General features: G+C 71.8%; 15 protein-coding genes. 11 read left to right on the forward strand and 4 right to left on the reverse strand.

Annotated features, from left to right (window positions below):
- Window positions 1-207: 207 nt before the first annotated feature.
- Entirely contained in the window at window positions 208-1,611 is a 1,404-nt protein-coding gene (locus tag HHX37_RS31180; RefSeq protein ID WP_182887730.1) for a hypothetical protein, read from the reverse strand.
- A 130-nt stretch (window positions 1,612-1,741) separates the two neighbouring features.
- Between HHX37_RS31180 and HHX37_RS31185 the strand changes: the two genes are divergently transcribed.
- A complete protein-coding gene (locus tag HHX37_RS31185) occupies window positions 1,742-2,707 on the forward strand; it encodes a 4-hydroxy-3-methylbut-2-enyl diphosphate reductase (protein ID WP_182875924.1) in 966 nt (321 codons plus the stop codon).
- A 47-nt stretch (window positions 2,708-2,754) separates the two neighbouring features.
- On the opposite strand, the gene HHX37_RS31190 is transcribed toward HHX37_RS31185, so the two are convergent.
- Window positions 2,755-3,312, reverse strand: a complete 558-nt coding sequence (locus HHX37_RS31190) for a DUF6542 domain-containing protein (protein ID WP_182887731.1) — start codon at window positions 3,310-3,312, stop codon at window positions 2,755-2,757.
- 10 nt (window positions 3,313-3,322) lie between these two features.
- Window positions 3,323-4,645: a DNA recombination protein RmuC gene (locus HHX37_RS31195; protein WP_220503313.1), complete on the reverse strand. Its 1,323-nt coding sequence runs from the start codon at window positions 4,643-4,645 to the stop codon at window positions 3,323-3,325.
- Window positions 4,646-4,733: 88 nt separating this feature from the next.
- Between HHX37_RS31195 and ychF the strand changes: the two genes are divergently transcribed.
- Together ychF and HHX37_RS31205 are read left to right on the forward strand one after the other, a co-directional pair.
- Window positions 4,734-5,822: a redox-regulated ATPase YchF gene (gene ychF / locus HHX37_RS31200; protein ID WP_182883483.1), complete on the forward strand. Its 1,089-nt coding sequence runs from the start codon at window positions 4,734-4,736 to the stop codon at window positions 5,820-5,822.
- A 553-nt stretch (window positions 5,823-6,375) separates the two neighbouring features.
- A complete protein-coding gene (locus HHX37_RS31205) occupies window positions 6,376-6,783 on the forward strand; it encodes a VOC family protein (RefSeq protein ID WP_182887733.1) in 408 nt (135 codons plus the stop codon).
- A 429-nt stretch (window positions 6,784-7,212) separates the two neighbouring features.
- Here HHX37_RS31205 and HHX37_RS31210 read toward each other — a convergent pair whose 3' ends face one another.
- Window positions 7,213-7,608 carry a MerR family transcriptional regulator gene (locus tag HHX37_RS31210; RefSeq protein WP_310740617.1) on the reverse strand — a complete coding sequence of 132 codons (396 nt, stop codon included), beginning with the start codon at window positions 7,606-7,608 and terminating at the stop codon, window positions 7,213-7,215.
- A 55-nt stretch (window positions 7,609-7,663) separates the two neighbouring features.
- On the opposite strand from HHX37_RS31210, the gene HHX37_RS31215 reads away from it, so the two are divergent.
- The 8 genes from HHX37_RS31215 to HHX37_RS31250 all read left to right on the forward strand — a co-directional run bounded on the left by HHX37_RS31215 (window position 7,664) and on the right by HHX37_RS31250 (window position 20,337).
- Window positions 7,664-8,617 (forward strand): oxidoreductase, encoded by a 954-nt coding sequence (locus HHX37_RS31215; RefSeq protein ID WP_182887735.1) that lies wholly within the window; start codon window positions 7,664-7,666, stop codon window positions 8,615-8,617.
- A gap of 86 nt (window positions 8,618-8,703) precedes the next feature.
- Entirely contained in the window at window positions 8,704-9,447 is a 744-nt protein-coding gene (locus HHX37_RS31220) for a group II truncated hemoglobin (RefSeq protein ID WP_182887802.1), read from the forward strand.
- 363 nt (window positions 9,448-9,810) lie between these two features.
- Window positions 9,811-10,551, forward strand: a complete 741-nt coding sequence (locus tag HHX37_RS31225) for a hypothetical protein (RefSeq protein ID WP_182887736.1) — start codon at window positions 9,811-9,813, stop codon at window positions 10,549-10,551.
- Between the two features lie 372 nt (window positions 10,552-10,923).
- On the forward strand, window positions 10,924-11,931 hold the full coding sequence (locus HHX37_RS31230) for a conjugal transfer protein (protein ID WP_182875918.1): 1,008 nt from the start codon (window positions 10,924-10,926) through the stop codon (window positions 11,929-11,931).
- A gap of 65 nt (window positions 11,932-11,996) precedes the next feature.
- Window positions 11,997-12,269 carry a hypothetical protein gene (locus HHX37_RS31235; RefSeq protein ID WP_396777362.1) on the forward strand — a complete coding sequence of 91 codons (273 nt, stop codon included), beginning with the start codon at window positions 11,997-11,999 and terminating at the stop codon, window positions 12,267-12,269.
- 22 nt (window positions 12,270-12,291) lie between these two features.
- On the forward strand, window positions 12,292-15,282 hold the full coding sequence (locus HHX37_RS31240; RefSeq protein WP_182887737.1) for a TcpE family conjugal transfer membrane protein: 2,991 nt from the start codon (window positions 12,292-12,294) through the stop codon (window positions 15,280-15,282).
- An 85-nt stretch (window positions 15,283-15,367) separates the two neighbouring features.
- A complete protein-coding gene (locus HHX37_RS31245) occupies window positions 15,368-17,845 on the forward strand; it encodes an ATP-binding protein (protein WP_117410229.1) in 2,478 nt (825 codons plus the stop codon).
- On the forward strand, window positions 17,842-20,337 hold the full coding sequence (locus HHX37_RS31250) for a type IV secretion system protein (protein ID WP_259406894.1): 2,496 nt from the start codon (window positions 17,842-17,844) through the stop codon (window positions 20,335-20,337). Before HHX37_RS31245 ends, HHX37_RS31250 begins: the two co-directional genes overlap by 4 nt.
- Window positions 20,338-20,349 lie beyond the last annotated feature (12 nt).

Consider the following 20,349-nt stretch of genomic DNA (forward strand, 5'->3'; position numbering starts at 1 on the left):
TCGCCCACGGTCGTCGCTTACGGTCTTCGCCCACGGTCATCGCTCACCGTACGCTCGCCGTGCAGCACCTGCAGGCTAGCCGCAGCGCCCGACAATCCCGCGTCCCGACGATCCCGCGTCCCGGCGGCCCGGCCGGGGCCGGACCTCGCCGGTGCTCAGGACACGATCGGCACTCAGGCGCCGCCGGTGTTCCGGACGCGGCCGGTGTCAGGACTCGGACTGGAGCTTCGACAGCCGGTTCTGGAACATGCGGACCACCTCGGGACGGTTCGTGTGCGCCTTCTCGTAGTCGAGGAGCGCGTGCACCTGCTCGGCCGACTTGCCGCGCAGCCTCGACCGCAGCGACGCGATGGTGAGGTTGGCGTAACCCGGCATCGGCTCGGCCTGCTCACCCCCGCCCTCGCTCACGGCCTGCTCGCTCACGGCGGTCTCCGCGGCGGCGGGTTCGGTGCCGGTTTCGGCGGCGGCGGGCTGGGCGGCGGGCTGGGTGGCGGGCGTGGCCTCCGGGGTCGCGGCTGCCTCTTCGGTGGCGCTCTTCGGGGTCTTCGCGGCGGTCTTCCTGCGGGTTCTGGCGGGCTTGGGCGCGGCGGCCTCAGCCGTTTCTCCGCCCGGCGCCTCAGCCGTCGGAGTCTCCGCCGCGGCCTCGGTGGCGGGGCCCTCGGTGGCGGGGGTCTCGGTGGTGGCCGCCGCGGCGGGCTTGCGGCGGGTGCGTGGCTTCTTCGCAGGAGCCACCGGCGCGGCCTCGGCGGCGGCCACAGCAGCGGTGTCGGCTGCGGTGTCGGCGGTCGGCTGGGTGGCGGGCTCGGCCCCCGGGGTCGCGACTGCCTCTTCGGTGGCGCTCTGCGGGGTCTTCGTGGTGGTCTTCCTGCGGGTTCTGGCGGGCTTGGGCGCGGCGGCCTCGGCCGTCTCTCCGCCCGGCGCCTCCGCCGTCGCCGTCTCCGCGGCGGTCTCGGCGGCGGGAGCCTCGGTGCCGGTCTCGGCGGCGGCGGGCTTGCGGCGGGTGCGCGGCTTCTTCGCAGGAGCCACCGGTGCGGCCTCGGCAGCGGTGTCGGCAGCGGTGTCGGCGGTGGGCTGAGGGGCGGGCGCGGCCTCCGTGGCCTCCGCGGGCTGCGGAGCCTCCGTGGCCTCTGTGACCTGCGCGGTCTCGGTGGCGGTGGTCTCGGCGGCCGGGGTCTCCGGTGTCACGGCCTCGGGTGCCGTCTCGGGTGCCGTCTCGGGCTGGGGTGTGCCGAGGGACTCCTGGACCTTCGCCTCGGGGGCCGGCACCGCTTCCGTCTCGGCCGGAGCGGGCGCAGGAGCGGCAGTCGGAGTGGGAGTGGCAGCGGGAGCCGGGGCGCTCGCGGCCGTCTTCTCGCCGTCCCGCTCCGCCTTGCTCGGGCGGGGCGCGAAGATGACGGGCTCCCTGCGCGCGGCCGGTTCCGCCGAGGTCTCCTCGTCGCGGGTGGCGGTGTCCGGGGCCTCGGTCTTCTCGGAACGCTCCTCCTCGCCGACGACGAGGCGCACGATCCGCGACCTGACCTTGTCGCCGATGAGCAGCGCCTGACCGACGCCGTTCAGAGCGGTCTGGAGCATGAGGACGGGCAGATCCCGCAGCCGCTCCCGGCTCTCCATTGCGTCGCGTAGAGGTTTTGTTATAGCCCTAAGGAAGGACATTTCGGCTCCCGGGGAGATGTGTATAGATACACCCAGTCTCGCAAGACCAGGGTCAAGAGGCGGCTCGCGTTCCACATAGCATAGGAACATGGACGTACAGACCTCAGCGAACCGCCGTGTCCTGGTCGCCAAGCCCCGCGGCTACTGCGCGGGAGTCGACCGCGCGGTGCAGGCGGTGGAGCGGGCGCTGGAGCAGTACGGCGCGCCCGTCTACGTACGCAAGCAGATCGTGCACAACACCCACGTCGTGAAGACGCTGGAGGAGCGCGGCGCCGTCTTCGTGGAGGAGACCGAGGAGGTCCCCGAGGGCGCGATCGTCGTGTTCTCCGCCCACGGCGTCGCCCCCGCCGTCCACGAGGAGGCCGCCGGCCGTCGGCTGAAGACCATCGACGCCACGTGCCCGCTGGTCACGAAGGTGCACAACGAGGCCAAGAGGTTCGCGGCCAAGGACTACGACATCCTGCTCATCGGGCACGAGGGGCACGAGGAGGTCGAGGGCACCGCCGGTGAGGCCCCCGAGCACATCCAGCTCGTCGACGGCCTCGACGGCGTCGGCGAGGTGTCCGTCCGTGACCCGGAGAGGGTGGTCTGGCTCTCCCAGACGACCCTGTCGGTGGACGAGACCACCGAGACCGTCGCCCGGCTGCGTACGCGTTTCCCGAACCTCATCGACCCGCCGAGCGACGACATCTGCTACGCCACCTCCAACCGCCAGACGGCCGTGAAGCAGATCGCCGCGGAGTCCGACCTGGTCATCGTCGTCGGCTCGGCCAACTCGTCCAACTCCAAGCGGCTGGTCGAGGTCGCCAAGGACTACGGCGCCGCCGCCTCCTACCTCGTCGACGACGCCTCCTTCGTACGGGAGGAGTGGCTGGAGGGCGTCCGCACGGTCGGACTCACCAGCGGCGCGTCGGTGCCGGAGGAGCTGGTGCAGGGCGTGCTCGCCAAGCTCGCCGGCCTCGGCTTCGCCGACGTCGAGGAGGTCGAGTCGGTGCAGGAGAGCATGCGTTTCGCCCTGCCCCACGAACTGCGCCGCGACCTGCGCGCCGGGTAGACGCGCCTGCCTGAGGTCCCACACGGACGACCGGCCGTGCGAACGGCCTACTCGTCGGCCGCCTTGCCGTACACGCGGGGTTCGAAGTAGCCCTCTGGCTCGGGGTCGAAGGCCTGGCCGCGGCCCCTGCGGGCGCGGCCGGGCGTGGCGGCGCGGGCCGCGCCGGCCTTCGCGCCGCCGAGCCCCGCGCCGCCGACCTTCACGCCGGCGGGTTCGGGCACGGCGCCCGTACGCAGTTCCCTGAGGTTGGCGGGCAGGCCGCGCACCCAGGCGACGCCCAGCGCCAGCGCCGAGCCGGCGAACAGCCACGGGGCGGCCGACGACAGCGTGGTGAACATGCCGAGCCCGAACGTCGGGAGCATCGAACCGGACCCGAGCGACCGCAGCAGCTCCACCAGCAGGGCCGCGAGGAAGAAGACCAGCGGGGGCGTCACCACCAGCGGCAGCAGGTCGCGGGGCCGCACGAGCAGGACGGCCGCGAGGCAGCCGGCCACGAACGCGGGCCCGGGCAGCTTCGGCAGGAGACCCACCACGGTGATCACGAAGAGCATGACGATCGCCCCCCGAGCGGTCAGCCGCAGCCCGGCTCGACCGGTGCCTGTCATCGGGCCCCCCTCACGACAAGTCTCGCGCCAATTTACCGTTCTGACGATGCGGGGGAGGGGAGCTTACCCGCTCTTCACCTTCGAGTTCGGGGATGGCGACCGGCCGGGGAACCTCCTCCACCGCCGCCGGGGCGTCGAGCGAGTAGTCCACGAGACCGAGGTCGTTCATCCTCCGCGCGCTGACCAGGACGCGGCTCTCCAGGCTGCCGACCGTCTGGTTGTACGCGGTGACCGCCCGGGTGAGCGCCCTGCCCAGGGAGTCCACGTGCCGCCCGAGGCCGCCGAGCCGGTCGTACAGCTCCTTGCCCAGGTCGAACACCGCCTTGGCGTTCTCGTTGACCGCCGCCTGCTGCCAGGCGTACTGCGCGGTGCGCAGCATCGTCACGAGCGTCGTCGGGGTGGCGATGTGCACGCGCCGCCGCATCGCGTACTCCAGTAACGCGGGATCGCGCTCCAGCGCCGGCGCGAGGAACGCCTCGCCGGGGATGAACAGGACCACGAACTCGGGCGAGGGGCTGAAGGCCTGCCAGTACGACTTGGCCGCCAACCGGTCCACGTGCTCGCGCAGGTGCCGCGCGTGCGCGTCGAGCCGGGTCGAGGCGAAGGAGGGATCGGCGGTCTCGGCCGCCTCCAGGTAGGCCGCGAGTGACACCTTCGCGTCCACGACGACGTTCTTGCCGCCGCTGAGCCGTACGACCATGTCGGGACGGACCAGCCCGTCACGGGTGACGGCGCTCACCTGCTCGTCGAAGTCGCAGAACCGCGCCATCCCGGCGATCTCCGCCACGCGCCGGAGCTGCAGCTCTCCCCAGCGCCCCCGGGCCTCCGGCCGCTGGAGCGCCCGCACCAGCGCGTCCGTCTGAGCCTTCAGCCGTTCGGAGCTCTCCCGTACGAACTCCATCTGTTTGCTCAGCTCGGCCCGGGCGGCACGGGCGCCCGACTCGCTCTCCCTGAGCTGGCTCTCCACCTTGGCGAGCGTCTCCCGGAGCGGCGCGACGAGGTTCTCGACCGCCTGGCGGCGCTGGTCGAGGTCGCCGGCCGCCTCCGCTCTGGTCGTGTTGAGCCGGTTCTCGGCCAGTTCGAGGAAGCGCAGGTTGGCGACGTCGAGAGCGTGCGCGGAGATGGCCTGGAAGCGCTCGGTGAGCTGGTTCTCGACGTAGGCGACCTTGTCCTCCGCCGCCCGCGTCCTCGCCTCGGCCTCCGCCACCCTGGCGGCGGCCTCGGCCGTACGGCCCGCGGTTCGCATCCCGGCGAGCGCCAGACCGGTCACCAGGCCGACGGCGAGTCCCAGTACGAGAGCCACGACATCCACGGTCTGGATGATTTCAGGCATTGGCATGCCAAACGGGGAGGCGCGCCCAGGAGAGGGCCGGGGCCGCCGATGTCCGGCGCACCCGCCGAGGCCCCTAAACTCGTGGTACGTGAGCCTGAGCATCGGCATCGTCGGCCTGCCCAACGTCGGTAAGTCCACGCTTTTCAACGCGCTGACCAAGAGCGGGAACGCCCTGGCGGCCAACTACCCGTTCGCCACGATCGAGCCGAACGTGGGCATCGTGGGCGTCCCGGACGCGCGTCTGGAGACGCTGGGGGAGATCTACAACTCCGCCCGCATCCTGCCCGCCAAGGTGGAGTTCGTGGACATCGCGGGCCTGGTCAAGGGCGCGTCCGAGGGACAGGGCCGGGGCAACCAGTTCCTCGCCAACATCCGCGAGACCGACGCGATCTGCCAGGTGATCCGGGTCTTCTCCGACCCCGACGTGACCCACGTGGACGGCGAGGTGTCGCCGCAGCGCGACATCGAGACCATCAACACCGAGCTGATCCTCGCCGACCTGCAGACGATCGAGAAGGCGGTGCCCCGCCTGCAGAAGGAGGCGCGCACCAACAAGGACCGCAAGGTCCTGCTGGAGGCGGCCGAGGCCGCGGCGAAGCTCCTCGACACCGGCACGACCCTGTACGCCGGGGGCAAGGGCGCCGGTATCGACCTCGCCGACCTGCGTGAGCTGCACCTCCTCACGGCCAAGCCTTTCCTGTACGTCTTCAACCTCGACGCGGACGAGCTGACCGACGACGACCTGCGCGCCAAGCTCTCGGCGCTGGTGGCCCCGGCCGAGGCCGTGTTCCTCGACGCCAAGATCGAGTCGGAGCTGGTGGAGCTGCCCGACGACGAGGCGCTGGAGCTGCTGCAGTCCGTCGGCCAGGAGGAGTCGGGTCTCGCCCAGCTCGCCCGGGTCGGGTTCGAGACGCTGGGCCTGCAGACCTACCTGACGGCCGGGCCCAAGGAGGCGCGGGCCTGGACGATCCGCAAGGGCGCCACCGCACCCGAGGCCGCCGGGGTCATCCACACCGACTTCCAGCGCGGGTTCATCAAGGCCGAGGTCATCTCGTTCGCCGACCTGGTCGAGGCGGGCTCGATGACCGCGGCCAGGGCCGCGGGCAAGGCACGCATCGAGGGCAAGGACTACGTCATGCGCGACGGCGACGTCGTGGAGTTCCGCTTCAACGTCTGAATCAGCACTCGGACCGGCGGGTCTTGGGCTCACTCCTCACCTTGGACTGTGGAGCGAACTGCCACTCCACACGGACGGTCCGCGCCGCCAGGTCGACGTCTTGCACACGCAAGGCCAGCAGATCTCCGAGCCTCAAACCAAGGCGGCCCGAAGCCGGGCCGCACGCGCCGCCGTCACGGCAACGCCGCCGCCTCCCGCTGGCGCTCCCGGCGGCCGGTTAAAACCACGCCGGACGGCTGGCGCGGACGAGTCGAGGCGGGCCGCCGCGCGACAGTACAGGTCTGATCACGGGCGGAGGGCTGAGCTGGAACAGCCGCCAGTGCGGCGCGGGGTGGCGCCTCCGGTGGGGGGCGCTCCGGCTCCGGGATGGCATCCAACAACTTGCGGGTTGTGGGGTGGCTGGTGTGGGAGCCATCCCGCCCGCCATCGACCCCAGGCAAGCCCAGCAGACCGCCTCCTCCGCCGCAAGCCCGGCTGTGACCGCTGGCATCCCAGGACCGTGGAAGGTGCACAGGCAGTCCTGACCAGGGCCCGGCAACGCCAGGATGGGGGCATGACGCACTACAGCAGGCTCTACAAGGTCGTGATCGATGTGCCGGAGGGCGATCACGATAAGGAACTGACGTTCTGGCAGGAGGCGATCGGGCAGACACTGACCCCGCTCCAGCGCTACCCGGAATACCACGGCGCCTTCCTGCCCGGTGACGTCTTCGCCCTGCTCATTCAGCGAATCGGGACAGGCCCCGCGCGCGTCCATCTCGACATCCACACCGACGACCTGGAGGCGGAGACGGCGCGTCTGGAGGCCCTCGGCGCCCGACGCCTGCGGCTGGTGAACGACCATTGGTGCGTCATGGAGGACCCCGCCGGGCTGCCCTTCTGCATCATTCCCCAGCCCCCAGGCACCCTGAACGACGACAACGCCCAACGCTGGGACGACCCAGACGGTCGCGTCCAGTAGCACCCAGACGTCATCCACGGCGAAGGACGAGTCGTCGCGCACCGCACCCATGGGTGCGGGCGGGAGCGGTCAGAGGGCTTGATTTGGCCGCCGTCGAGGGTGAACCCGGCGCTGGTGGTATTGGCGGAGCGAGCAGAGGCGAGGAACAGCATCAGGTCGGCGACACGCCCGCCGGCGCCTGCGCAACCCGCCGGAGGACCCGCAGGTATGCACCCGGATGTCTCAGCTCACCGGCCTGCATCCGGCGGATCGCTTGCTCCCTGCCACTGGGGCACGTACGGGGCATAAGACACCATGAAACGTCGGCAACGAATGACTGTCGACGCGAGGCCAGAAGGCCGCCCGACCAGCGCAACGAGCTCGACCGCCCAGGTCGGCGGAGTACCGGCCAGAGTTCCGCTTCAACGTCTGAGCCGGCTTCGGCTGCTGTTACCAGGGCTCTCCGATGCCGTCGGCGGCGAGGTGCCGTTCGTACGCGGCCACTTTGCCGTCGACGAGGTCGAGACAGTCCTGCAGCTGCGCGATCCGCTCGGCGACGTGGCGGCGGTGTTCGCGCAGCACCTCGAGTCGTTCCGCTTCGTTGCCGGTGCCCTCGCGCACGAGCCGGGCCAGCCGGCCGATCACCGCCAGCGGCATGCCCGAGGCGCGGAACTTCACGCAGTTGCCCAGCCACTCGACATCCCAGGCGCGGTAGACCCGCCGGCCGGCCTCGTCGCGCAGCACCTCGCCCGCGAGCAGCCCTTCACGCTCGTACAGCCGCAGCGTGTGCACGCTCAGGCCGGTGCGCCTGGCCACCTCGCCGATATGAAGGACCTCAGCCGTCACGCGGTGATCGTAACCGGTTGACCTAGACCTCGGTCTAACACCTAGCGTCCGCGTCATGACCAGCGACACGACAGCTGACACAGGGCGGGATCCCGGGCGGGACACGGGACGGGGCGCCTTCGGCGCCGCCAGTACGGCGGGCGAGGTTCTCGCCGGGATCGACCTGACCGGCAGGACCGCGGTCGTCACCGGCGGGTACTCCGGCGTGGGTCTCGCGGCCACCCGCGCGCTCGCCGGGGCCGGGGCGCGCGTCGTCGTCCCGGCCCGCCGGCCCGAGACGGCGCGGCAGGCACTGGCGGGCGTCGAGAGGGCCGAGGTCGAGCGGCTCGACCTCGCCGACCTGGATTCCGTACGGGCGTTCGCCGAACGGTTCCTGCGCCGGAGGGCCACCCTCGACATCCTGATCGCCGCCGCCGGGATCATGGCCTGCCCCGAGACCCGGGTGGGGCCCGGCTGGGAGGCGCAGTTCGCCGTCAACCACCTCGGCCACTACGCGCTGACGCACCTGGTGTGGCCCGCCCTCACGGCCGCCGGTGCGGCCCGGGTCGTCTCGGTCTCCTCCGGGTACGGCGCGGACTGGCGCATCCGGTGGGACGACCCGCAGTTCACCCGCGGCTACGACAAGTGGGCCGCCTACGCCCAGTCGAAGCTCGCGAACATCCTGTTCGCCCGTCACCTGGATCGGCTGGGCGGGCCGTACGGAGTCCACGCGTTCTCGGTCAACCCCGGCTGGATCCGCACTCCGCTCCAGCGGCACCTGACGGACGGCGAGATGGTCGCCGCCGGCTGGATCGACGCCGAGGGCAACGCGGCGCCCGGTCTGTTCAGGACGCCCGAGCAGGGTGCGGCGACACCGGTCTGGGCCGCCACGGCCCGCGAGCTCGACGGACACGGCGGTGCCTACTGCGCCGACTGCCGCGTCACCGGGGAAGGTCCGGCGGACGACGACGAGGCGGCCCGTCTCTGGGCGCTCTCGGCCGGCCTGACCGGCCTCGACCGCATCCGCTGAGCCCTTCGACCGCGGTTTGCATTGATCGTTTCCCTGGAGGCGGGTAGCTTGGCTCTGATTACATAATTACAAAGGGGTGGGTGTTGGTGATCGTCGAATACATCCGTTACCGGGTCGCCGACGGGGAGGAGTTCGAGGCCGCCTACCGGCGCGCCGTCGTGCCGCTCGGGCGGGCACCGCAGTGCCTCGACTACGAACTGTCCCGTTGCGTGGACGAGCCCGCGTGCTACATCCTGCGGATCATCTGGACCTCGGCCCGTGACCACCTCGAAGGCTTCCGCGGCAGTGAGTACTTCCGCGAGTTCTTCGCCGAGATCAAACCGTACGTGTCGGACATCGAGGAGATGCGGCACTACGAGAAGGTGATCGAGAAGACCGAGCCCACGCTGTTCGAGTGGGCCGGGGACGCGCAGGCGCTGGACCGGCTGACCGAGGCGTTCTACGGGCGGGTCAAGGACGACGACCTGGTCGGGCCGCTCTTCGCGCACATGGACGCCCGTCACCCCGCGTACGTGGCGATGTGGCTCGGCGAGGTCTTCGGCGGCCCGGCCCGCTACAGCGAGGAGCGCGGCGGCCACTCGCACATGGTCTCGCACCACCTCGGCAAGGGCATCACGGAGCAGCAGCGCCGCAGGTGGGTGAGTCTGCTCATGGACGCGGCCGACGAGGTCGGGCTGCCCGCGGATCCGGAGTTCAGGGCGGCGTTCGCGGGTTACGTCGAGTGGGGGACTCGCCTGGCCGTCCACTTCTCACAGCCGGGCGTCACACCGCCGGGCGAGGAGCCGGTGCCGCGCTGGGGCTGGGGCGTCATGCCGCCCTACCAGGCCTGAACCCCGGGCCGGGCGGGCCTGGCCATCCGTCTCCTCACCTCAGCGTCCCCTTCCGTACAAGGAGGTCCCAAGACGCGTGGCGGTAACATCCGCTGCGGTTCTCCCATCGGTCAGATCCTCCATGGCCTGCGGAAACGCTTGTATCAAGTGCTCTGGACGCCCTCGGGACGTTCCATTGAGCATCGAATTGAGGCCGTTGGGCGGCAACTCGTCAGGTGAATCCTCCCTTTCAGTAATCGATCCCATTTCGGGCGGTATGCCGGTTTGGTCCGGGAGAGGGAGGCGCCCGCGGCGCAATTCGGGAGTCAGGGAAAGCCCAGGTGGCTCGACCTGCGCGACCCGATACGGGCCCAAGGAGGGACCATGCATCGCAAGTCCGGACAGCTCGCTCTCTCGGCGATCATCGCCGCGACGTTCACGGCCGGAGGGGTCGCTCTGGCGAGCGGCGCGGCCTCCGCCGCCACGATCTCGCCGCAGGAAAGGGTGCCGGGTGGATCGGCGCGCTCGCTGGCCTACACCACCGTCCTGGAGCCCTCGCTGAGCACGGTCGCCGAGGTGCCGGCCATCTCCACGATCGCCGTGCCGGAACTGCCCGCCACCCTGGCGGCGATGCCGCAGGCGATCTCCACGTCGACCCTGCCGGCGGGCATTCCGATGTCCGAGATCCCGATGTCCGAGATTCCGATGGCCGCTCCGATCGTGGCCGCCCGGCCCTCAAGCCTCTCGATCACCGTACGCGAGCAGTTCCCGAGCTCGTCGTTCTCGCGCGAGTGGCGCGGCTCAAGCCTGAGCGGCCTGAGCAGCATGGGCGGCCTGAGCGGCACGATGGAGCAGGCGCGGGCCGACATCAACGCGGAGGCCGGCAGCGCCATGCAGCGCATCAGGGACGAGGCCGCCAGCGCCCAGAAGCGCATCGAGCAGCTGGCGAGCGACGCGATGGCGCAGCTGCCGAGCGAGTCGTCCTCGCTCCCGTCCTCGCCCGAGTCGTCACTGGAGTCGTCCCAGGAGTCGTCCGTCGAGTCGTCGGTGGAGTCGTCCACCTCCGGTGAGTCGAGCCTCGGGACGGAGAGCGAGGCGTCTTCCTCGTCCTCGTCCTGCCAGTGACGAGCGCGCACGACCGATCGGAGAGGGTCCCGCACGTGCCGCGTGCGGGACCCTCGCGTGCGGGGGCCGGCTCGGGGCGGTACGTCCGCATCGCCATCTCTCCAGGCTGTGAAGACACCAATAGGTGGCGGTTAGGTAATCGCCGACCCCGCTGGCCAGGCATAACGCGCTTTTCCGCAGAGTGGATAGACGTGGCGCCTCACAACGCGATGTAGACCTGGTTTGCTCGCTCGCGGCGATGCTTGCACCATGGGCGTGGCTTACCTGGAAGAATTGGCTAGACCGCTAGGGTGAATACTTCAATGCGGCTAACCGGAACGAGAGCAAGAGGAAACCGCGCCAGCCGGATGGATCGGCGCGAGCGGAGGCGTGATGGCTCGCAGGTCAGACGTCCAGCAGGATCCTCGGATCGCTGGCGACCCTGAGCCGTACCCTCCGGAGGGCCTCGACCGGTCGATCGCCGCTCACGGCACGGCCCCCCGGCGCAGAGGATGGAGCGGCGGTGGAGGCCGCTGGCTCGTCTGGGCCGGACGCGCGATCCTCTGGGCCCTGATCATCGTGATCGTGGTCAACGGGGTCCGGGCGCTGTTCGAGCGCTCCATGCAGGACACCGGCACCGGCACCACTCCGGCCGAAACGGTCACGTCCGCCTTCCCGACGACGCGGGCTGCGGCCTTCGCGGACCAGTTCGCGGCGGTCTACCTCAACTACGACGCGGCCAACCCGCAGCAGCGTGCGGAACGGCTGAAGGCGTTCCTGCCGGAGGGCGCCGACGCGCAGTTCGGCTGGAACGGCTACGGGCGCATGTCCGCCGGCGCCTTCCAGTACGCGGGGATCGACGTGATCGACGACCACAACGCCCGGGTGAGCGTGTCGTACCAGTCCGGGGACGCCCGTGGCCTGCTGTCCGTGCCGGTCTACTACGACGGCGGCAGGTTCGTGGTGTCGGCGCAACCCGCCCTGCTGCCCGACCCCGGCCCGGCCGGTCTGCCGCAGCTTGCCGAACCCGACAGCGACTCCGCCACCGAGGCCGAACTGCGTCCCCAGCTCGAAGGCTTCTTCAAGGCGTACGCCGCGGGCAACCAGGTGGATCTGCAGCGGTACGTCGCGAACGGCGTGACGATCGAGGGCTTCAACGGCAGGTTCGCCTTCGCCGAGCTGAAGAAGGTGTCCGTGCCACCGGGTGGCGCCGACAGCAGGAAGGTGACCGCGGTGGTGGTGTGGGCAGTGGCCTCCGGGGACGCGGCGGCGCCGAGTCCGTCCCAGGACCCGGCGGGCGAGCCGGGAGGCCTCGAACAGGCCTACGAGCTGACGATCGAGAAGCAGGGCGGCAAGTGGTTCGTCAAGGACATCCAGGGTGCGAACCGGTCCGTGGGGTAGCGCATGCCCGGCACAGACATCGCTGATCCATACCCCCGGGAGGGCGAGAGTTGATTGTGAAGACCATCGCGGATCATTTCCTTGATCTCGCCGCACCGTCGCCGGCGCCGGTGACGGGCATCAACACCGAAGGTCTCGCCGAATTCCTCAGGAAGTTCTTCGCCCCGCTGTTCCTCGCGGTCGTCTCCGTCGTGGCGATCTTCTTCCTCTTCACCCGTGAGATCACCAGGTTCGTGCAGTTCATCATCCTGGCGATCGCGATTGGTGTGATCTTCTACGTTCCCAACATCATCGAGGTGACAGCGAAGGCCATCGCGGGCGCGCTCGGGATCAAGTGATCGGGCGGAGAGGAGGTTCGGGGTGGATCTGCCCACATATACCAATATCTGGCGTATTGAGAAGCGGCTGTACAAGCTGTACGACCTACGGCTGCCGATGCCGCTTCCGGTCGTCTGGATCGGTGTGTTCGTGGGTGTCTCCGTACCCTGGTGGCTCTTCCTCCTTCTGGTGAGACTGCCGCTGGAGGCGCCGTGGCACGTCGTCTACCTGGTTCCTCCCGGCGTGCTCACCTGGCTGTCCACCCGTCCGGTCATCGAGAACAAGCGTCTCACCGAGCTTCTGCAGTCGCAGGTTCGCTACATGGCCGAGCCCAAGACCTGGTGCCGGATGGCTCCGTTCGACGAGCCGGACGAGATCGCCCTCACCGGTCGCGTCTGGCGGACCACTCCGCCGGTCGTCACCGGCAACGGCAGAGCCGCCCTCCGGGGGGCCGGCGCCAGGGCGCGCCGTCCGATCTCGGTCAAGGCCGCCGCCGCCCCGGAGACCGCGCACGCCTCAGGCGCCTCCGCACGGGCCGCCGCGGCGCACGCGGGCGGGCCGCCACTCGACCCGTCCCGCGTCGTGCGACCCGCGGTGGCCGCCGCTGCCGCCGCGGCCGTGCCGGTCACCACCGGCAGCCCCGCCCCGCTCCCCTGGAGCGGTGCCGTGGCCGCGGCCAAGGGCGACGTCACGGGTGAACGGGTCTTCTCCCTGCCGCAGCCGTCCGCGCCGCCGGCGGACCCCGCCCGTACGGCCGATCCCGAGCGGGACCGTCACCCGGACGGACCTCCCGCCGGACGGGAGGACAGCACCGCCCACGACCGCGCGATCCACGACACAGAGTCGCAGGGCCAGGGCCAGGGTCAGAGCGAGAGCCAGGGCTGGGGCTGGGATCGGCGGGCGCCCGGCGCGAGCCCCACCGCTTCGGAGTCCCACTCGGAATCTCACTCGGAGCCCCACACGGAGTCCCACTCGGGGACTCATCCGGTGCCGCCCCTCGGCACCGAGACGCTGCGCCGCCTGCGCAGGCTCGCCGCCTCGGCCGAACCCCGCTCTGTACGGCCCGCCGACCCGGCGTTCTTCACCCCGGACCGGCAGGACTCGGACCGGCACGACCCGGACCGGCAGGACCCGGACGGCGAGCGGGCCGGTGACCCGCCGGCCGCATCGGCCGTTCGAGAAATCGCCGCAGGAACCGCCGCAGAGACCACCACAGGATCGGCCGCAGATACCGCCCCGGAGGACGCTCCGAGGGCGGCTTCCGAGCGCGACGAGGCCACGCGGCAGCATGGGACAGCGCCGGGCGAGAGCGCGGAGGCCCGGCCCCCCGCCGCTCCCGTCGCTTCTGCCGCCTCCGATGCTCCCGCCGCTCCTGCCGCCTCCGAGTCAGCCGACGATGAGTCGGCGGACGCCGAACCCGCCGCCTCCGAACCCGCCGCCTCCGACTCGGGCACGGGGAGGAGTGAGGCGCCCGCGCGGCGGGAGGACGCCGACGTTCTCGCGCAGCACCGCAGGGGGCGGCCGCCTCGGCTGGTGCGACCCCGTGAGCAGAGCGGAGCGTCCGGAGAGGCGTTCCCCGCGGCGGCACAGGCCCAGACCCCGCCCGATCGGCCCGCGGACAACGCGGCGGACATCGCGGACGTCCCGGAGAGCGCCGAGTCGGCCGACGGGACGACCACCGGGCCGGTCCGGACGGGCGCGACGGCCGCTGCCGGGCCTGCGAACACCGACATCAACGCCAACACCAACACAAGCGCCGGCACCGACGCGGACCCGGCCGGTGAGGTATCCGCCCCGGTCGCGCAGCCGATCAGGATCCGGCCGCCCTACTCGCAGCCCCCCGCCGCGCACCGTTCCGAGCCGCAGCCGCCCGGCGGCCGGCCCGGTGATGCGCGGCCCGATGACGCCCAGCCTGGTGCCGGTCATCGGGAGGGGTCGTACGGCCTCGGTCCGGGACCGGTAGGACCGACGGGCAAGGGGAGTGTCACGCCTCCGGCGGGTCCGGCCGGGGTGCCGATCCGGACGGTCCCGGCCGGGCCCCGCCACGCGGCCCCGTCCGGTGCGCGGCCCGCGCTGCCCGCCGCCGGCTCTCCGAGCGGCCGTCCGGGGCACGAGGAGCCGCCGCGGCTGCGCCGGGTCGAGGCGGTGGTGGGCCGCGACCCGTCCGGCGGCTGGCGGCGCCTGGCGCAGGTGGTCGTGGGCGGCAGCCGTACGGACGGCATGGAGGTCGACGAGGCGCGCGCCCGCGTCCCGCTGACCACGAGCAGGCGGATCATGGTGCTCGGCTGCACGGGCGGCGCCGGGCAGACGACCACGGCCTTAATGCTGGGCCACACGCTGGCCCGATACCGAGACGACCGGGTGCTCGCGCTCGACGCGAACACCGGCGAGGGCACACTGACCACGAGGATCGCCGCCGAGTCGCCGGAGACGCTGAGCTCGCTGCTGGAGGGCTCCGAGGAGGTGACCGGCTACCTCGGCATGCGGTCCTACACGACGCGCTGCGAGTCGGGGCTGGAGGTCGTCGGAGCGGACACCGACGACCGGGTCACGCAGCGCCTGGCGGAACGCGCGTTCCTGGCCGACTGGCGCCGGACGCTCGCCGCGCTCGACCGGCACTACCGGCTGACCGTCATCGACCCCGCGGCCGCGCTGGCCGCCCGCCTCCTGCCGTACGCCGACCAGCTCGTGCTGGTCGCCCCCGCGAGCGAGGACGCCTCCGAGGCGGTCGCGATGACGTACGAGTGGCTCGACGGCCACGGCTGCTCCGACCTGCGGCGGCGGGCGGTCATGGTGATCAACGGAGTGAGCCGCCGCAGCCTCCCCGACGTGGAGCAGGCGGAGGCGGTCGCGAGCGGCAGGTGCCGCGCGATCGTCCGCATCCCCTGGGAGGACGAGCTGGCGCCCGGACGGCCGGGACCGGTCGACATCACCCATCTCCGGACAGGCGGCCGCAGGGCGTACGTCGCGCTCGCGGGAGTGATCGTGAACGGCCTGGCGGCTGCCCAGGCCAAGCAGGAGGTGGCGAGATGAACGCCGGACGCGGGCCGCGGCGAGGGCGGTCGCGCGGGTCCGACGGGTCCCGGGACGTGCGATCAGGAGAGCTGGTGAAAGGTCGATGAGCAGGGCGCGCAGTCGCCTGGCGGTGCGGTACTTCGATGATCGGGTTCTGCTCACCGACTCGGCGGCCTGGGCCTACTTCCGCCTGCCGACGGTGAGCTACGAGTTCCTCACCCCCGAGGAGCGCGAGGCGCTGGCCACGAACGTCACGATCGCGCTGGCCGCGATCAGGATGCCCGACGCCGAGGTGCACCTGCGGGTGGCGCACCGGGCGTACCCGGCGGCGGAGTGGGCGATGGCCCTCAACGCGACCTCCGACGAGGGCCCGGGCTGGCGGGAGTACCTGGAGGAGATGTACCGCCACGTCTGGGCCAAGGACTTCTGGAGCAAGGAGGTCTACCTCGGCGTCAGGCTCGGCCCGCGCGGCGCCCAGCTCGGCACCGGCGTGCTGGCCCAGCTGTTCGGCTTCTACCAGCGCAGCGAGAAGAAGCTGGGCATCGAGGACGACCACGTGCCGGACCGGGAGATCGCCCGGTGGACCGAGGCCGCCGAGCGGCTCGGCCGGGCGCTGGCCTCCAGCGCGCTCTACGCCCGCCACGCCACCTCGACCGAGATCGCCTGGTTGTTCCAGCACGCCGCGGCGGCCGGTCTCGGCGAGCCGTGGCCCTCGGCCTCCCCCCGCCGCAGGTGGGGCAAGGGCGAGATCGAGGCGCTGGTCGAGGGTCAGATCCACAACGGCAGGTCGCTGCTGCGCATCCAGCAGCCCGCCGGCGAGGCCTACGTCGCGCACCTGTCGTTCGCCCGGTTCCCCGATCTCATGCCGTTCCCCGACGGTGAGCCGTGGCTGCACTTCGCCGACCAGCTTCCCTTCCCCGTCGAGATCTCCAGCCGGATGCGGCTGATTCCCCCCGTACGGGCCAGCAAGGACGTGGCGCGCAAGCTCGCCCACGCCCGCGACATGGACATCCACATCCGCGAGGCGGGGGCCGAGGCCCCGCTCGCGCTGGCCGAGCAGATCGACGCCGCCCGCATGCTGGAGCACGGCATCACCAAAGAGCGGCTGCCCTTCGTGTACGGCTGGCACCGGCTGAGCGTCAGCGCGCCGACCGAGGAGATGTGCGTCCAGCGGGTCGAGGCCATCGTCGAGCACTTCCGCGACATCGGCATCGACGTCGTCAACTCCACCGGCGACCAGTTCTCGCTGTTCTGCGAGGCGTTGCCGGGGGAGCGGCTGCGGGTCAACGCGTACGCCCAGCGGCAGCCGCTGCGGACGATCGCGGGCGGCATGGCCACCGCGACCGTCGAGATCGGCGACCGGGTGGACGAGTCGAACGCCGGGTGGATCGGGCCCTACGTCGGGGAGACCCTGGGTCGGGCGCGCAGCATCGTCCACTTCGACCCGCTCGTCGCGGCGGCGCGCAACCGCCCGACGGCCATCGCGATCACGGGTGAGCCGGGCGGTGGGAAGACCACGCTGGCGCTGCTGCTGATCTACCAGATGGCGCTGCGCGGCGTCACGATCGCGGTGATCGACCCCAAGGGCGACGCCGAGTCGCTCGTACGGCTGCTGCGGGCGCGGGGCCGGAAGGCGAGGGTCATCCCGCTGGGGTCGGCCGCGCCGGGCCTGCTCGACCCGTTCGCGTTCGGCGACGACATCGCGGCGAAGAAGACGATGGCGAGCGAGACCCTGCGGCTGCTGCTGCCGAGGATGTCGGAGGAGCGCGAGTCCGCCATGATCCAGGCGGTCGCGGCCGTGTCGAACGAGCCCGACCCCTCGCTGGGGAAGGTGGTCGACCACCTGGAGCAGTCGTCCGACCCCGCGTCGAAGAACCTCGGGGCCGTGCTGCGCTCCATGTCGGAGATGCACCTGGCCCGGCTGTGCTTCGACGCCTACGGCGGCGAGCAGATCGACACCGAGGGCTGGACGACGGTGTTCACGCTCGGCGGTCTCACGCTGCCCGACGTGGCGACGGTCAGGGACGACTACTCCTACGAGCAGCGGCTGTCGGTGGCGCTGCTCTACCTGGTGTCGCAGTTCGCCCGCCGCCTGATGAACGGGCTCGACCGGCGCACGCCGAAGGCCATCTTCCTCGACGAGGCGTGGGCGATCACGTCCACCCCCGAGGGCGCCAAGCTCGTGCCCGAGGTCTCCAGGATGGGCCGTTCGCGCAACACGGCGCTCGTCCTGGTCTCGCAGAACGCCGGTGACCTTCTCAGCGAACAGGTCACGAACTGCCTGTCGTCGGTTTTCGCGTTCCGGTCCACCGAGCGGGTGGAGGTCGAGCACGTGATGGAGCTTCTCGGCGTGGATCCCTCGGAGGACCACAAGGGGGTGCTGCGCTCCCTGGGCAACGGGGAGTGCGTCTTCCGGGATCTGGACGGCCGGGCCGGCCGTATCGGGGTGGACCTTATCTCGGAGGAGCTGCTGCGCTGGCTTGACACCAATCCGACACACGACAAACCCGGCGAGAACATGCATGATCTCTTTGACGGGGGCTCCGGTCGGTCGGGGGTCGCGCAGGAGGTGCGATCGTGAGCGTGCGCAGGAACGGTCCCAGAGGTCGCACCGGGGAGGGCGGCAGACGCGGCAGGAGGCTCCGGCGGAGCCTCGCCCTGCTGTTCGTCGCCTTCGCGGCGTTCGTGACGCTGCCGCTGGTCTTCCCGTCCGGTACGGCGAGCGCCGACGGGATCTGCGAGCTGTCGCCCAAACTCGCCCCCGAGATCGTGGGCGGCGGCGTCGACGGCCTGGTGCAGCCCCCGGCGCCGGACGACGCGACGGCCGCCGGCACCGGTAAGCCGCCCGCCGGCTCCGCACAGGGCTCGGCGGACGGCTCGGCGCCGAAGGAGCCGCTCACCAACTACGAGCGGTACGGCATGGCCGGGCAGTTCTGGCACACCTACGACCTCGGGTGCTCCGACGTCACCGCGGTCCTCGGCAACGCGTGGGCCAACACCGTCTTCTCCTGGGCCAAGGCCGTCGACCGGCTGACGATCAGCACGTACCAGGCGGCGGCCACCGAGGGCCCGCTGCAGCCCATCAAGGAAGTCGCCGACGACATCGTCAAGAACCTCGCCGACGCGATGTACTGGCCGTACCTGCGGCCGGTCGTCATCCTCGGCGCGATCTGGCTGGCCTGGTACGGCCTCATCCGCAAACGCGCGACGACGACCACCGAGGGCGTCGTCTGGATGGTCCTCGCGGTCACGGTCGCGATCTGGTTCTTCAGCCGCCCGGGAGACTTCACGGGCCTCGGCAAGACGGTGACCGACAAGACCGGCGAGATCGTCAACTCGGCGTTCTCCGGCCTGCCGGGAGCGGGCGGCGCGTCCTGTCTGCCCATGAAGGCGACCGAGCCGGGCGAGGTGCCGAGCGAGCCCACGGCGGGCGGCTACGGCCGGCAGGGCACCCCCGGCGTGGCCCAGAACGCCGACGCGCTGTGGTCGATCCTCGTCTGCAAGCCGTGGCTGATGGGTGAGTTCGCCACGGCCGACCCCAACGCCGGTCTCGTGAAGGGCCTCGGCCAGAAGACCCTCGACCTCCAGGCGATCGACGCCCAGGAACTGGCCGCCAAGCAGACTCCGGCCTCCGACTCGCATCAGCAGCGGTTCGAGGAGGAGGTCGCCAAGCCGCTGCAGAGCACTCCGGTGTTCTTCCTCTTCCAGGGCAAGGACTGGACCAGCCGCCTCGGCATCGCCATCGGGGCGTTCATCGCGGCGATGGTCGCCGGTCTGCTCATCTTCCTCGTCGCGGTGTCGCTGCTCGTGCTGAAGGTCGGCTTCCTGCTGCTGCTGATGCTCGCGCCGGTCTTCCTGCTGATCGGCGTGCACCCCGGCTCGGGACGGATCATCGCGATGCGCTGGCTGGAGATGCTGGTCGGCACGCTGCTCCGCCAGGCCGTGCTCGCGCTGGTGCTGGGCATCCTCGTGTACGGCTACGCGTTGATCATCTCGACCAACCTGCCGTGGGGCATGCAGATCCTCTTCATGGCGCTGCTGACGATCGCGGTCTTCTTCTACCGGCGGCCGTTCCAGCATCTGTTCGCCTCGATGGACGGGCACACGCTGGCCACGCGGATGCTCGGCGAGGCCGCGACCGCGCCGACCCTTTCCCGGGCGGCCGCCGTGCTGCCGCCGGTCGCGGCGGCCCGGGCGGGCCGGTGGGGCCTGCGCAAGGCCGAGCCGATCATCGGCGCCGCCGCGATGGCGAGCGGTGCGGGCGCCGCCGCCGCTGCCGCCTCCTCCGTGGCCCAGGGCCGGGTGCGCGGCGAGGAGGGCGCGGGCAACGTTCCCGCCCAGGCCGGTGCGCGCGCGGGGGCGCAGCCCGCGCCGCTCGACGCCGACGGGCAGGCGGGCCGTCGCAAGGCCGGGGTCGCCGCCGCCCGTCCCGGCACCGCCCCGCCGCTGAACCTGTCCGGCGTACGGCCGGCCGGTGCGCGGGGCCCGGCGAACGGTCAGGCGAACGGCCAGGCGCCCGGACGGGCCCCGGGAGGCGGGGCAGCGCCGTCCGGGCCGTCGGCGCCGTCCGCTCCGTCCGTGCCCCGGCGGGTGACGGGAGCGGCGGTCACCGGTGTCTCCGCCGCCTCCGCCGCTCCTGCCGCTCCCGCGAGCGGATCCGGTGGGTCCGGTAGCGGGTCTGGCAGTGGGTCCGGTGGCGGCTGGTTCAGCGGCCGGTCCGGCGGCTGGGCCTCCCGGCCGTCGACCACGCGTGGCTCCGGCGGCGGGCCGGGCAGCCTGTTCGGCGGCGGCTCGGGTCGCTCGTCCCGGGGCTCCTCGGGTGGCTCAAGCGGCTCCGGCGGTTCGAGTGGCGGTTCCGGCGCCCTGTTCGGCGGTTCGTCCCGCCGGGGCGACGCGGGCCGCTCCCGTCCGGCGCCGCCGCCACCGCGTGACTCGGGGTCGTCCGCCGGGCGTTCGCGTCCGGCCGAGCCGCCCCCGCTCTGGCTGCCGAGCCGGGGGGAGAGCACGCGGCGCGAGGGCGACGCGCCGGCCCCGTTCTGGGCCAAGCCGGCCGACCGCGACTCCGGCGAGTGACGGGACCACCGA

The sequence above is a fragment of the Microbispora sp. H10885 genome, assembly GCF_014161415.1.
In the GTDB taxonomy this organism is placed as follows: Bacteria; Actinomycetota; Actinomycetes; order Streptosporangiales; family Streptosporangiaceae; genus Microbispora; species Microbispora triticiradicis.